General features: G+C 67.4%; 10 protein-coding genes. 4 read left to right on the top strand and 6 right to left on the bottom strand.

Going from position 1 to position 14615, the window contains the following annotated elements:
* Complete coding sequence (locus O5O43_RS12780; protein ID WP_271084274.1) at positions 1-2214, top strand: AGE family epimerase/isomerase; 2214 nt, start codon at positions 1-3, stop codon at positions 2212-2214.
* Positions 2215-2324: 110 nt separating this feature from the next.
* Positions 2325-6011 carry a DUF4214 domain-containing protein gene (locus O5O43_RS12775; RefSeq protein WP_271084273.1) on the top strand — a complete coding sequence of 1229 codons (3687 nt, stop codon included), beginning with the start codon at positions 2325-2327 and terminating at the stop codon, positions 6009-6011.
* A 43-nt stretch (positions 6012-6054) separates the two neighbouring features.
* Here O5O43_RS12775 and O5O43_RS12770 read toward each other — a convergent pair whose 3' ends face one another.
* From O5O43_RS12770 to O5O43_RS12745, 6 genes are all read right to left on the bottom strand, one after another.
* On the bottom strand, positions 6055-7035 hold the full coding sequence (locus tag O5O43_RS12770) for a class I SAM-dependent methyltransferase (RefSeq protein ID WP_271084272.1): 981 nt from the start codon (positions 7033-7035) through the stop codon (positions 6055-6057).
* A gap of 58 nt (positions 7036-7093) precedes the next feature.
* Positions 7094-7765, bottom strand: coding sequence for a hypothetical protein (locus O5O43_RS12765; RefSeq protein WP_271084271.1), 672 nt, complete (start codon positions 7763-7765; stop codon positions 7094-7096).
* Entirely contained in the window at positions 7762-8877 is a 1116-nt protein-coding gene (locus tag O5O43_RS12760) for a glycosyltransferase family 1 protein (protein ID WP_271084270.1), read from the bottom strand. Before O5O43_RS12760 ends, O5O43_RS12765 begins: the two co-directional genes overlap by 4 nt.
* Positions 8878-8879: 2 nt before the next feature.
* Positions 8880-10652 (bottom strand): hypothetical protein, encoded by a 1773-nt coding sequence (locus O5O43_RS12755; RefSeq protein WP_271084269.1) that lies wholly within the window; start codon positions 10650-10652, stop codon positions 8880-8882.
* 165 nt (positions 10653-10817) lie between these two features.
* Positions 10818-11783 carry a GDP-mannose 4,6-dehydratase gene (locus O5O43_RS12750; protein WP_271084268.1) on the bottom strand — a complete coding sequence of 322 codons (966 nt, stop codon included), beginning with the start codon at positions 11781-11783 and terminating at the stop codon, positions 10818-10820.
* Positions 11784-11805: 22 nt separating this feature from the next.
* Positions 11806-12798, bottom strand: coding sequence for a GDP-mannose 4,6-dehydratase (locus O5O43_RS12745; protein ID WP_271084267.1), 993 nt, complete (start codon positions 12796-12798; stop codon positions 11806-11808).
* Between the two features lie 184 nt (positions 12799-12982).
* Here O5O43_RS12745 and rfbC point away from each other — a divergent pair, with 184 nt between their 5' ends.
* Together rfbC and rfbB are read left to right on the top strand one after the other, a co-directional pair.
* Positions 12983-13543, top strand: a complete 561-nt coding sequence (gene rfbC, locus O5O43_RS12740; RefSeq protein ID WP_271084266.1) for a dTDP-4-dehydrorhamnose 3,5-epimerase — start codon at positions 12983-12985, stop codon at positions 13541-13543.
* Between the two features lie 17 nt (positions 13544-13560).
* Entirely contained in the window at positions 13561-14613 is a 1053-nt protein-coding gene (gene rfbB, locus O5O43_RS12735) for a dTDP-glucose 4,6-dehydratase (protein WP_271084265.1), read from the top strand.
* Positions 14614-14615 lie beyond the last annotated feature (2 nt).

The raw sequence follows: 14615 nt of genomic DNA, 5'->3' as shown, positions 1-14615 counted from the left end.
ATGGCCCTCTATCCGGCAATCATGTGCGGCGGCGCCGGGTCACGTTTGTGGCCCGCCTCAAGACCTTCGCGTCCCAAGCAGTTCATCCCCCTGGCGGGCAATCGATCGCTGTTCCAGGAAACGGCGGCGCGAGTGCGGCCCCTGGCCGGGGACGAGGGGAAATTGATCGTCGTCGGCGGCCTCCTGCACCGCGACTGGATCGTGGAGCAGCTGGGCGAGCTGGAGATCGAGGCGCAGGTGCTGCTGGAGCCCGAGGCGCGCGATTCGGCCGCCGCCATGGCGGCCGCCGCCTGCTGGGCCGCGCGGCAGGATCCGGAGGCCGTGATCGCGTTCGTGGCCTCGGACCATCACATCCCCAACCACGACGCGTTCCGGAAGGCGGTCGTCGAGGCCGCCGAAAGCGCTGCGGCCGGGCGCGTGGTGACCCTGGGGGTGACGCCGACCGAACCGTCGGAGGCCTATGGCTACATCAAGACCTCGGGACGCGGTCTGTCGGCGGTGGACGCCTTCGTCGAGAAGCCGGACCGGGTCCAGGCCCAGGCCTATATCGAGGCCGGCTATCTGTGGAACAGCGGCAATTTCATCGTCTCGGCCGCGACCCTGATCGACGAGCTGTCGACCCACGCCCCGGCGGTGCTGGAGGCCGCGCGCTCCGGTCTGCCGGAGCTGGACGGCGGTCAGGTTCAGGCCCTGGGGTCCGCCTTTTCCGCTTCGCCAAAGATTTCCATCGACTATGCGGTGATGGAAAAGACTGCGCGCGCCTCGGTGCTTGAGGTCGATTTTGCCTGGTCTGACCTGGGCGCCTGGGACGCGATCGCGGCCTCCGGCGAGGGCGATACAGGCCAGCATATCTTCGAGGACGCGGAGGGCTGTCTGGTCCGGGCCCCTGACGGGGTGCTGGTGGCGGCGCTGGGCGTGCGGAACCTGGCCATCGTGGTCGAGGACGACGCGGTCCTGGTCTGCGACCTGACCCAGTCCCAAGGCGTCAAGAAGGTGGTCGAGCGGATCAAGGCGACCTCGCCCCGCCATCTGGATTTTGAAACCGCCGACAAGGAAGGCCTGGCCGAGGGCGCGGCGCGCTTCGCCGACTGGCTGCGGATGCGGGCCCTGCCGGTCTGGTCGAGCCTGGGTCAGGCCGCGGACGGCGCTTTCGCCGAGTCCCTGTCGATGGACGGGCGGTCGCTGACCCTGCCGCGCCGGGCGAGAGTGCAGGCGCGCCAAATTTTCGTCTACGCCGCCGCCGGAGCCGACGGCTGGCATGGACCTTGGCGCGGTATCGTCGAGCGCGGGCTGGAGCGGCTCTATGCCGATTATCTGCGCCCGGACGGTCTCTGCCGAACGACGCTGACGGCCGAGGGCGGGCCGCTGGACGAAACAGCCTATCTCTACGACCAGGCCTTCGTGCTGCTGGCCCTGGCGACGGCCAAGGCGGCCGGGATCGAGGATCCGACGCTGGAGGGGCGCGCGGTGACCCTGCGCGACGCCCTGCTGGGGGGTGCGCCGGCGACCGGCGGCCTGACCGAGGCGGGGGAGCATCCCTATCAGTCGAACGCTCACATGCATCTGCTGGAGGCCTGTCTGGCCTGGGAGACGGCCGGCGGCGACGCGGGCTGGGCCGCCCTGGCCGACCGGGTCGTCGATCTGGCCATGACGAAATTCATCGACGCCGAGGGCGGGTTCCTGCGGGAGTTCTTCGGCGCCGACTGGTCGCCGGCGACCGGAGAGGACGGCCGGCTGGTCGAGCCGGGGCACCAGTTCGAATGGGCCTGGCTGCTGGCGCGCGTCGGGCGGATGCGAGACCGGGCGGATGTTTCGGCGGCGGCCCTTCGCCTGTACGGCCAAGGACGCAGGGGCGTCAGCGAACGGCCGATGATCGCCGTGGACGCCCTGAACGTTGACGGCACGGTGCGCAGCCGGCGTGCTCGCCTGTGGCCGCAGACCGAATGGCTCAAGGCCTCGCTGATCCTCGCCGAGACGGCCACGGACGGCGAACGACAGCGGTTGATGGAGGATGCAGCGACGGCCCTGAGGGCGCTGTGGCTCTATCTGACGCCGGACGGTCTATGGCGCGACAAACATCTGCCGCAGGGCGGGTTCATCGATGAGCCGGCCCCGGCGAGCTCCCTGTACCATATCGTCGCAGCCTTCGGTCAGTTGGTGGAAACCGGACGGTCGGAAGGCTTGCGAGGGATGACCGAAGTCAGCCTGGGGTAAGCGGCGCACAACGCTCATCACCGCGAGTTGTTCCATTCCTGTCCGGCTCCGCTTGTGACCCGCTCTGCTTCCGCTAGGGTGCTGGCTTCCGCAAGCAGAGTGCGAACATCATGACCGCTGCCCTTTCGCTGAGAGACCTAGATCGTTTCCCGGGCGACACCCGCTCCTTCGGCCTTGAGGGCGGCGCTCGCGTCGATTTCGGCGATGTTGGCGGCTACACCCCCTGCGGCTGCTGCGGCAGCTTCCATGCGATCTACGAGACCGGCGTGGGGCCCCTCGGCTTCCTGAACGGCGACGATCGCGGCGGCACGGGTTCCAACGGCAAGGTCTCGCTGACGGTAGGCGGCGCGGGCAACCAGCTGACGCGAAGCAATGTCGCCTGGACGGGCGTCCTGGGAACGGCGGGAACCGTCAGCTTCGCCTTCCGCTCGACCGCCCCGACGACGATGCCGAGCGATACGACCGGCTTCACCCGTTTCACCGAGGCCCAGATCGCGGCGACGCTCCTGGCCATGTCGGCCTGGTCCGAGGTGGCCAACATCACCTTCACCCGTGTCGCCGACACAGACGGCTTCTCCGACAACGCCGTCATGCTGTTCGGCAACTATTCGGCCGGCTCCGCCGGCGCGGCGGCCTTCGCTTACCTGCCCAACAACCGCACCATCACGAATAACAGCGGCGACGTCTGGATCAACAGCTCCCTCAGCTACAACCAGACCCCGGTGCTGCTGGGCTATGGCCAGCAGGTCCTGCTGCACGAGATCGGTCATGCCATCGGCCTGTCGCACCCGTCCGCCTACAATGCGAGTGCGAATGAGACCCTGACCTATGCGGTCCACGCCAGCTACTACGAGGACAGCCGCCAGTACTCGGTGATGAGCTACTTCAGCGAGAACAACACCGGGGGCGCCTTCGGCGCCGGTCGGTATTCCTCCGCCCCGCTCCTTGACGACATCGCCGCCGCCCAGCGCCTGTACGGCGCCAACATGACGACGCGGACCGGCAACACCACCTACGGCTTCAACTCCAATGCGAACCAGACCTGGTTCACCGCAACCTCGAACACCACGGCCCTGATCTTCGCCGTCTGGGACGCCGGCGGGACCGACACCTTCGACTTCTCCGGCTACAACACCGCCCAGGTCATCGACCTGCGCCAAGGCGCCTTCTCGAACGTCGGTAGCCTCATCGGCAACGTCTCGATCGCCATCGGCGCCGTGATCGAGAACGCGATCGGCGGCTCGGGCTCGGACACCATCTTCGGCAACGCCGTCGACAACGTCCTGACGGGCGGGTTGGGCAACGACCGGATCGACGGCGGCCTGGGGTCCGACACCGTCGTCTTCAGCGGCAACCGCTCGCAGTACACGATCACCTACAATGGCCAGACCGCGACCGTGACCGGCCCGGACGGGACCGACACCATCTCGAACGTCGAGTTCCTTCGCTTCGCCGACCAGACGATCGCGACGGCCTTCACCGGCGCCCTGAACATCAGCGGCGACGTCACCGACAACACCATGACCGGCACCGCGCTGGGCGATACCCTGAACGGCCTGGGCGGCAACGACGTGCTGTCGGGTCTGGGCGGCAACGACACCCTGAACGGCGGCCTCGGCAACGACAACATCTCGGGCGGGGACGGCGACGACTTCATCATCGGCGGTCTGGGCAACGACACGATCAATGGCGGCGCCGGATTCGACCAGGCCTCCTATGCCGACGCCATCGGCGGCGTGACCGTCAACCTGACCAGCGGCGTGGCCAGCGGCGGTGCGGGTGACGATACCCTGACCGGCATCGAGTGGGTGATCGGCAGCACCTTCGGCGACACCATCACCGGCAGCGCGGGCAACGACCGACTGGACGGAAACGGCGGCGCCGACACCATCCGCGGCGGCGCCGGAGACGACACGATCCGGGCCGGCGCCGGCGAGCAGATGGGCGGCGCTCCCGACGTGGTGAAGGCGCGGGGGACCGCGAACGCCTCGACCACCACCGCCATCTCGCTGGACAACGCCTTCGACCTTCTGGGCCGGCCGGACGTGGGCAACTCGACCACCATTCCGCACGCCACGGTCAATGCGACGACGCACGGCGGGCTGGAGTACTACGCCTTCACCGTGGCGGCCGGTCAGACGATCACCCTGGATATCGACAACGGCTCCTTCGACACGACGCTGCGCCTCATCGGCCCGGGCGGGGTCGAGGCCGCGACCAATGACGACTCCAACACGGACGGCGGCAGGGACACCGACTCGGCCCTCACCTTCACCGCCACGACGGCAGGGGTCTATTATGTGGTGGTGGGCCAATACGACCAGCCCGGCGGGGTGGCCTTCCCCTCGCTGTCCCCGGCGGCCGGCGGCACCTACACGCTGCACGTCTCGGTGACCAATCACGCGGTCGTGCCGCTGACCCTGGTCGGCTCGAACCTGTTCGGCGACGCCGGCAACGATACTTTGATCGGCGGCGACGCGGCCGACACCCTGACGGGCGGCGCGGGCAACGATACGCTGAACGGCGGGGACGGCGTCGACGCGGCGACCTACAGCGGCGCGCGTCGTCAGTACACGGCCAATTCGACGACCGTGTCGGGCAACGGCGAGGGGACGGACACCCTGACCTCGGTCGAGAACCTCACCTTCATCGACGGCACCCTGACGTTCGACGTCAACTCCCAGGCGGCCCAGGTGATGCGCCTGTACGATGCGGCCTTGGATCGGGGCGGCGATCCGGGTGGTCTGGAAGGGCTGCTGGACCGGCTGGAGCGGGGCGAGACCCTGTTGTCCCTGTCGCAGGCCTTCCTGAGCTCCCAGGAGTTCCAGGACCGCTACGGCGCGCTGAACAACCAGGCCTTTATCGAGCAGATGTACCGCTTCTGCCTGAACCGCAACGGCGACCCCCAGGGGATTTCCGACTGGACCGCGCGCCTGAACTCGGGGACGACGCGGGCCGAGATGTTGATGATCTTCTCGGAGAGCCAGGAGCATCGCGACCTGATGCAGCCCACCCTGAACCAGGGCCTGTGGGTCGCCGACGAAGCCGCCCTGACCATCGCGCGGCTGTATGACGCGACCTTCGACCGCGCGCCGGACGTCGGCGGACTGGCGACCTGGACCGCCAATCTGAAGGGCGGGATGTCGGTTCTGGACATCGCGGCGGCCTTCGCCTCGGCGGCGGAGTTCCAGCAGCGTTACGGCACGGTGAGCAACGAGCAGTTCATCCGCCAGATGTATCAGTTCTGTCTCAACCGCGAGCCCGATCCGAGCGGCCTGGCCACCTGGACCGCGGCCCTGAACTCGGGAACCAGCCGCGCCCAGATGCTGCTGACCTTCTCCGAGAGCGCCGAGCACATCAACCTGACCGCTTCGCAGTGGTGGGGCGGGATCCGGTTCGCCGGCGCTCCGGCGTCGCCGCTGGCCGAGGACGACGGCAAGGGGGACGGGGCGCTGGTGCTGCCGACGATCGCCGACCATCACGTGGCGGACGCCGGCAAGCCGACGGACGCGCCGGTCTCGCCGCTGATCTTCGACGATCATCTGGTGGACGCCGGCAAGGCCGGGGACGCCCTGGTCCTGCCGCTGATCGACGACGGCTTCGTGGTGATCCCGTCCAACGACGACCAGCCGCTGGCCGACATCCAGTTCGGCGACATCCTGTTCGCCGATGCGCCCGAGGCGGTGACGGTGGGCCATCGCTGGGCCACGCCGCTGGACGACGACATCCTGCGCGGGGCTCACGACATGGGCCAGCCCGGGCACTCGCCGAACCCGGACCTGCACTTCTGGCACTAGAAGGTCGACGCGACCGCCCCGATCGGGCGGTCGCGTCGCTGGCTCAGGCCGAGGGCTTCACCGCGTAGAAGGTGTTGGAGCCGAACTCGCCGATGAAGCCGTCCGGCGCGATGTCGCTGAGGACCAGACCGGCCTCGCTAAGGAGTTGCAGGACCACGGGCTTCGGCAGGGCGTGCATCTCCATCTCCGGCTCAGCGGAGTTCAGATAGACATCGGCCGAGAAGTGATAGCCGGGGATGTCGGTCGGAATCTGGAACAGCACGCCGCCGCCCGGACGAATCTTGGACAGAAGAGTTCGCAGGATCGCCTTCTGGATGGGGGGCGAGTTATGTTGAAGCACGATAATCGAATAGAAAAAGTCGATCTCAGGCAGGGCTTCGAGTTCGGCCAGACCTGAGATGTGGACGGTCGTGACGTTGGTCACGCCCTCTTCCTGCATATACTCCGTACACAGACGAAGATTGCCGGCCGAGATATCGACGGCGATGATCTGATCGAAACGCTCGGCCAGGAAGCGGGTGATCCGACCCACGCCGCAGCCCAGTTCCAGGCAGACGCCGCTGTGCGGGTCATGGCCCGACCGCTTCTCAAAGGTCTCGATGATGGAGGCGGCCGTCCGGCCGGTCTCGCGGAACCGTCGAATGTTCTCCTCGTCCATCTTTTCGGCGCGGAAGTCCTCGTGCGTCAGGACGGAGTAATGGGGCTCGACCTCGCCCAGAGCCGTCCATTGTTCGCTGATGCGCGCCACGAGCTGGTCCATGCGGTCAGCCGACACCTCGTGCTCGATGGTGGCCGGCAGGGCCCAGAAGGCTTTGGACATCGTTTCCATGATGTACTGGTTGGCCTCGCCGGACCGGCTCCAGCCTCGCTGGAACTCGTCGCTGCTCAACAGGCCGCGCCAGTAGGCTCCGACGTCTGCATATTTCTCGATCGCGCCGTTGATGGCGTCTTCCGACTCAGGTTCGCGACGCAGGAAGAGGCGATAGCCCTCAGCGACTTCGTCGCGCGTCAAACCTTGGGACATGGGTGACTCCTGATGGGACGTGGGCGCGAGGGTTGAGGGCGACGGTCAGACCGTCGCCTCAGCCCAGCAGGCCCCGGTCGTAACGGAAGGCTGGGTGGAAAGGGCCTGGCATGACGCGCAGCGGGTAGCGGGCGTATTCGTCGCTGGCGGTGATATCGTCGAGGAACTCGATCAGGCCGGCGTCGGTCGTGACAACCCCCTCGTACTGCTTGTAGGCGACCGTGTCGGGCAGGCGGTCCAGCAGCATCTGGTAGGTCGCCTCCATGAAGGAGCGGGCGCCGTGCCGGTTGCGGTGGTCGATGGCGAAGGGCATGACCTGTTCGAGGTCCGAGCAGCGCTCGCCCAGGCTCCCGGCGAAGAAGACCTCGGCCGCGCTCAGCGGCTGGCTGGGCGGGCTGACCGCCTCGAAGACGTCTGGACTGAAGGCGAGGCGCTCCAGCACCTTGCCGGTGGCGACGCAGTTGATGGCGACGTCCGAGCCGAGGGCGAAGGCCTGGGCCAGACCCGGCAGCTCGAACCCGCACCAGCCGGCGCGGATGCCGGCCTCGGCGGCGGTCTGCGAATAGCGGCTGGCCCGGACGACGGCGATGGTGGTGTCGCCCGTCGTCAGCGACAGGGCCGCAGGCCTGGGACCGATGCGCGGGGTGGCGTAGCCGGTGATGAGGCCGGTGCGGCTTTCGATATGGAGCGTCGTGACGGCTCCGTATTCCACGAGGTCGGACCGGATCATCCTTGTTTCACCCAGTCGGCGATGGGGGCGTAGCAGGCGTCCCAGCTCAGCGGCGCGGCGCGGTCCATGACGTCCGCCAGAGACTGTCCTGCGGACCGCGTCAGGGAGGCGCGCAGATCGGCGATGCGGATCGCCTGTCCGAACTCGAAGACGTCCAGCGGATTGAAGAAGACGCAGGCCTCGGGTGCGACCTCGGGCATGCTGGAGCTGTTGGAGCAGACCGTGACCTTGCCCAAGGCGGCGGCTTCGAGCACCGGGAGGCCGTAGCCCTCGAACAGGGACGGGTAGATGCAGAAGGCGCTGTTCAGCATCAGGGCCAGCTTCTCGGCGTCGCTGACATAGCCGGTGAACATGACGCGGTCGGGCCCGACGCCGCTGTCCTGGAGCCGTTCGAGCAGCCGCTCCTTTTCTTCCAGCCAACCGTCACGGCCGATGAAGACGATGCGGTAGCGGGAGGCGAAGGCCGGGTTCTGGATCAGATAGTCGAAGACGAGACTGCCGTTCTTGCGCGGCTCCAGGGTGCCGACGATGGCGACATAGGGCTCGGGTGTCTGCCCGGTCAGGGTCAGGAGGCCGGCGGTGACGTCGACGGGATCGAAGGCGACTCCCATCTGGATCAGGGACAGCTTCTCTTCAGTCACGCCGAAATAGGCCTTCACGTCCGACTTCGTCGCCTCGGAGATGCAGAAGATGTGGTCGGAGGTCTCCAGGTCGCCGCGAATGTGGTCGGCGAAATGGCCGATGTTGGCGGCGGCGTGGAACTGGGGCGTCAGCAGGGTGCTGAGGTCGTAGACCACCGAGGCCTCGCGGCCGAAGAAGCGCCGCATCGGCTTGACGTTCGGGTAGACGCAGGTCGCCTGGGCGGCGACGTCGGGCGCGATCTCGGTGGCCTGCCAGATGCGTGAGCCGAGGAGGCCGAGGCCCCCCAGGCCCGAACGCTGGTCGAGCATCTGCTGGACCCGCTCGCGCGGCAGGTCGAGGGTCTCGTAGCAGAACGACCAGTCGATCTCCTTGTCCTCCATCGCGCGGGCGGCGATGGAGGCGATGACGGTGGCGATGCCTGTCCACGAGTCCTCGAACATCGCCCCGACTTCAAGATAGGCCTTGCGCACGATCAGGCCTCCTTGGCAGGCGAGAGGAGTTTGGCGGTCAGCTCGTCGAACGCCGCCTTGAAGCGCTCCAGACCGTAGTGGCTCTTGACCATCGCCCAGGCGGCGGCCGAGCGGGCGGCGTAGTCCTCGTCGCTGAGATCCACGGCGCGGTTCAGGGCGCGCTGCACGCGGTCGGCGGAGGTGAAGTAGGTCTCCAGCCCATAGAGGCCGTAGCGGGCGGTCAGGCGCGGACTGAACGGACGGCGCTCGGTCTCGACGACCACGGCCGTGTCTTCACTGATGTATTCGTCCATGGCCGTGCCGGCGACCGAGACCGGCACAACGCCGCGGCCCATGGCCTCGATCAGGGGCAGGTTCTGCCCCTCGGCGTGGGAGGTGCAGACATAGTGGTCGGCGACGTCGAACAAAGCGTTCATCTCCGGGCGGGTCAGCACCTGACGCGTGATCCATACCCGCTCGCTGATCATCGGCGGCAGGAGGGTGTCGGCCTCTATCAGCTGTTCGCGAAGCAGGATCTCGTTGACGGTGGCGTGTTTGTCGACGGTCGTCATCTTGCACAGGAGGATCGCGCCCGGATGGCTGCGCGAAAACTTCAGGAAGCCCTCGAGCATGGGCTTGATCTGTTTGCGGTAGTCGTGGGCGTTGAAGATGGTGACGAAGATCGGCGTGCGATCCTCGGAACCGTAGGTGTCCAGGACCGACTGGAGCCGCATCTGACGCGCCTGCGAGCCCTCGTTCACCTGGGGCTGGATGCGCGGCAGGACCGCCAGGGGCTGCCAGGCGACGTCGGACAGGGCGCGCAGCCCCTTCTCCAGATCGCGCGGCTTCACGCGGCCCTGACGGGGCGCGTCCACGAGGTCCTTGAGGACCGGGGCGGGCACGACCTTGATCGGTTTGGTGAGCGCCGGAGCGACGGAGGCGACGCCGTGGGCCGAGGGCATCCACAGCTCGTCCGCCAGATCCAGCATGGTGGCCTGATCGGCGAAGGCGTGCGCGGACAGGACCTCGCCCACCAGACGCAGGCGGTCGAACTCCCAGGCGAAGCAGTTGACGTTGTACGCGCCTTTCAGCAGCCGCATCCGCTCGGGCGGGTAGAAGCTGAGATGGATGTTCACGGCCGCGTTGGACCGTTCGCGGATGTCGGAAATGTATTCGGGGTGTTTGATCACGAGGTGATCGACGCCGAGGGCCTCCAGCGCGTCGACGAAGCCGCGCATGGCGAAGGCGTAGGAATAGTCGCCGTGGCCGAGGCCGGCGGTCATGGCCGCGCGATTGCTCTCGGTGAAGCCGCCGCCCGGCGCCGACAGGAAGACGCGGAAGGGCACGGGGTCGGAGCGTACGGCGCTCTCGCGATAGACGACGCCGGTGTCGACCTTCTTGACCAAGCTGAGCTCGAAAGCGATCTCGTCGACCCGGTCGTGCTTCAGCTCGAGCGCCCTTTCGAACCACATCCGCGCGTCCTGGAACCGGCCCCTGATCTTGGCCAGGTGGCCGAGCTGAAGGCACAGGTCGGCGTTGTCGGGCAGGAGCTCGCGGGCGTGCAGATAGGCTTGCTCGGCCCGGGCATGGAAGCCGGCTTCCTTCAGGGCGTGGCCGTACTGGATCCAGTTGCCGCCGCGATGGTCTTCCTTCTCGCACAGAAGGCGGCGGTAGAAGACGGCCTGGTTCCAGTCGCGGCGTGTACGGGCCTGGTCGGCCAGCTGACGCAGCGTCGCGGGCGACTGGCCGGCGGAGATCAACTGTCCGACGCCGGAGCGACTGACAATGCGCCTCACCAGGGCCCGGCCGCCTAGTTTACCACGGTTCATCCACGCCTCGGCTGTGTGCGGTGGGGTCCCGTTCCCATCGAGCCCCGACAGCGTCCTGATTGCCCCAGACCCGGACTAACGGCAATGTTTTCCGGTGTTTTTCCGGGCCGTCCGTGTTCGGAACCGGGGCTCTCACGTCCCGGCGGGAGACGCGGGACCGATTGAGGCCCGCTGATCGTCCAGCACCGAGGTTACGGTCCGCTCGAACGGGGTGGAGGCCGACCAGCCGTAGCGGCGCGCGAAACGGTCGAAGACGCCTCCGGCCACCGCGATCTCCGATGGACGCAGGCGGGCGGGGTCCTCCTCCACCGTCACCGGACGGCGGGCCTGATCGATCAAGAGGTCGAGGATGCTGCGGATAGTTCGCACCTGGCCCGAGCCGACGTTGTAGCGCGCGAAGGCCGGCCCCTCGGCGTCGTCGCGCACGACGGCCTCATAGGCAGCGAGGATGTCTTCGACATCGGAAAAGTCCCGACGAGCCTCCAGATTACCGACGCGGACGACCCCGGTCGGCTCGGCACCCGCCTCGATGGCGGCGATCTGGGCGGCGAAGGCGGGAACCACGAACCGCGTGTCCTGGCCTGGCCCTGTATGGTTGAACAGCCGCAGCACGGTGACCTTCAGTCGGTCGCCCGACAGGTCCTCCAGCAGGTGTTCGGCGGCGAGCTTGGTGCGGGCATAGGTGGAGGCCGGTTGGGGCGGGGTGTCTTCGGAAACCGGGCCGTCGAGGAAGGCGCGGCCATAGACCTCGCCCGTCGAGGCGAACAGGAAGCGGACGGGATCATCCAGCCGGCGTGCGGCGGCGGCCAGATTGCGCACCCCGATCAGATTGACGTCCCAGGCCGTCTCGGGCGTCTGACCGGCCCCGGCCACCGAAGAGGCGGCCGCCAGATGGACGATGTCGGTCGGGGCGAAGTCGCGCAGGGTCTGTTCGACCGCCGTGGCGTCGAGAATGTCGACCGTCTGTCCGGCGGGCAGGTCGGGGCCGCCCAGGGGGGCCATGGCCTCCACGCCGGGCAGGGCCGCCAGCAACGGCGTCAGCCGTCGGCCGACGAACCCGGAGGCGCCGGTGACCATGATCCGTTTCATCGTCGCCATGTCCCGCGACCCGGACCTGGGATCAGGCCCGGTCCCGCCAGCGCGCCAGATCGGCCTCGACCATCTCGCCGATCATCTGTTCGAGGGTGATCTCGGGCTTCCAGCCGAGGGCGCGGGCGGCCTTGTCGGCGTTACCGTGCAGCACCTCGACCTCGGCCGGGCGCAGGAAGGCCGGATCGATGGAGACATACTGTTCCGGGTCCAGGCCGACGTGGGCGAAGGCCGCGTCGACGAAGGCGCGGACGCTGACCGTGCGGTTGGTGGCGACGACATAGTCGTCGGCCTTGTCCTGTTGCAGCATCAGCCACATGGCGCGGACGTAGTCCTTGGCGTGACCCCAGTCGCGGGTCGCGTCCATGTTGCCCATGCGCAGTTCGGTGGCGAGGCCCAGCTTGATGCGGGCGACGGCGTCGGTGACCTTGCGGGTCACGAACTCCAGACCGCGCAGCGGGCTTTCGTGGTTGAACAGGATGCCCGACGAGGCGTGCAGGCCGAAGCTCTCGCGGTAGTTCACCGTCATCCAGTGGGCGAACAGCTTGGCGGCGGCATAGGGCGAGCGCGGATAGAAGGGGGTGGTCTCGCTCTGGATCGGCTCCTGGATCAGGCCGTACATTTCCGACGACGAGGCCTGGTAGAAGCGCGCCTCCGGCGCCTCCAGGCGCACGGCTTCCAGCACGTTGACGGCGCCGACGCCGGTCGCCTGCGACGTCAGGACCGGCTGGTCCCAGGAGGTCTTCACGAAGGACTGGGCGGCGAGGTTGTAGACTTCGTCCGGCCGGGCGCTGCGGACGATGCGGCTGAGGCCGCCGAGATCAAGCAGGTCGCCGTCGACGATCTCGACATCCTTGGTGATGCCGAGCCAATCCAGACGGTGGGTCGAGACGCCGTAGTGGCTGGACCGGCGGGCGACGCCGACGACCCGATAGCCCTTGTTCAGCAGTAGTTGCGACAGATAGGCTCCGTCCTGACCGGTGACGCCGGTTATCACTGCGCATTTGTTCGTCATTTTCGGCATTCCCGGTGGTCAGAGGGTGCTCCATTACCCGTCTGACCTGCAAAACGACAATATGTTTGTGGTGCTCCACGTCGTTGCGTCCCCAGGTTGACCCGCGCGCGACCGCTGCGGTCGGACGACAACGCGCTTGACATGCCCTGACGATCTGCGCGTTGAACCGGCTCGGTTGTTTGAAGGAGACTGCGTGGCCAAATTCGAGGTGACCGAAACCGCGATCCCGGATGTGCGGATCATCCAGCCCCGGGCGTTCGAGGACGCGCGCGGCTATTTCATGGAAACCTACACCCAGTCCGAGCTGGAGCCGCTGGGCGTGGGGATGTCGTTCATCCAGGACAACCAGTCCCTGTCGAAAGACGCCGGCACGCTGCGGGGCCTGCACTATCAGCTGCCGCCCTTCGCCCAGGACAAGCTGGTTCGCTGCATCCGGGGCCGCATCTGGGATGTGGCGGTCGATATCCGGCGCGGATCCCCGACCTTCCTGAAGTGGGTCGGGGTCGAACTGAGCGCCGAGAACCGCCGTCAGCTGCTGGTGCCGATCGGCTTCGCCCACGCCTTCCTGACGCTGGAGCCGGATACCGAGGTCGTCTACAAGGTCAGCGCGGGCTATAGCCCGGCCCACGATCGCGGCATCGTCTGGAACGATGCGACGATCGGCATCGACTGGCCGCTGTCGCTTCAGCGTCCCTTCCTGTCAGCCAAGGACGAGGCCCTGCCTCGGCTTGATGACGCCATCCTGTTCGACTGAAGCCGAGGCTGTCTTCCATGCGAGTTCTGATCACCGGAGGCTGCGGCTTCATCGGCTCTGCGGTCGTTCGCAGGGCTGTGGCCGAGTTGGGCTGGACCGTCCTCAACGTCGACGCGATGACCTATGCGGCCAATGCGACGAACGTTGAGAGCGTCGCGGGCGACGACCGCTACAGCTTCGTCCAGGCCGATATCGCCGACCTGGATGCGATGCGGACGGCGTTCGCCTCCTTCGATCCCGAGGGCGTCATCCACCTGGCGGCGGAAAGCCATGTGGACCGGTCGATCACCGGCTCGGCCGATTTCGTGCGCACCAACATCGTCGGCACCCATGTGATGCTGGAGGCCGCCCGCGAGCACTGGGGCCGGATGGATGCCGACCGGCGCGCCGACTTCCGGTTCCTGCATGTCTCGACCGACGAGGTGTACGGCTCGCTGGGCGCCGAGGGGCTGTTCACCGAGAGCACACCCTATGATCCTCGCTCGCCCTATTCGGCCAGCAAGGCGGCGTCGGACCATCTGGTCAGCGCCTGGCACGAGACCTATGGCCTGCCGACCCTGATCACCAACTGCTCGAACAATTACGGCCCCTATCACTTCCCCGAGAAGCTGATCCCGCTGGTCATCCTGAATGCGCTGGAAGGTCGGGACCTGCCGGTCTATGGCGACGGCCAGAACGTGCGCGACTGGCTGTTCGTGGCCGACCACGCGCGCGGCATCACCACGGCGCTGGAGACCGGCACGCCGGGCGAGAAATACAATTTCGGCGGGCTGGCCGAGCGGACCAATCTCGAGGTCGTCCACATCATCTGCGACACCCTGGACCGCCTGCGCCCCGGCGGCCGGCCGCGCCGCGAACAGATCAAATTCGTTCAGGACCGCCCCGGTCACGATCGCCGCTATGCGATCGACGCCTCCAAGGCGGAGCGGGCCCTGGGCTGGACTCCGTCCGTGTCGTTCGAAGAGGGGCTGGAACAGACCATCGTCTGGTATCTGGAAAACGAAGCCTGGTGGCGGCCGCTGAGGGCGGGCGTCTATGCGGGCGAACGCCTCGGTCTGGCGACGGGCTGATC

The organism is Brevundimonas sp. NIBR11 (assembly GCF_027912535.1).
Taxonomy (GTDB): domain Bacteria; phylum Pseudomonadota; class Alphaproteobacteria; order Caulobacterales; family Caulobacteraceae; genus Brevundimonas.
This window is presented reverse-complemented; position numbering and strand designations above follow the sequence as displayed.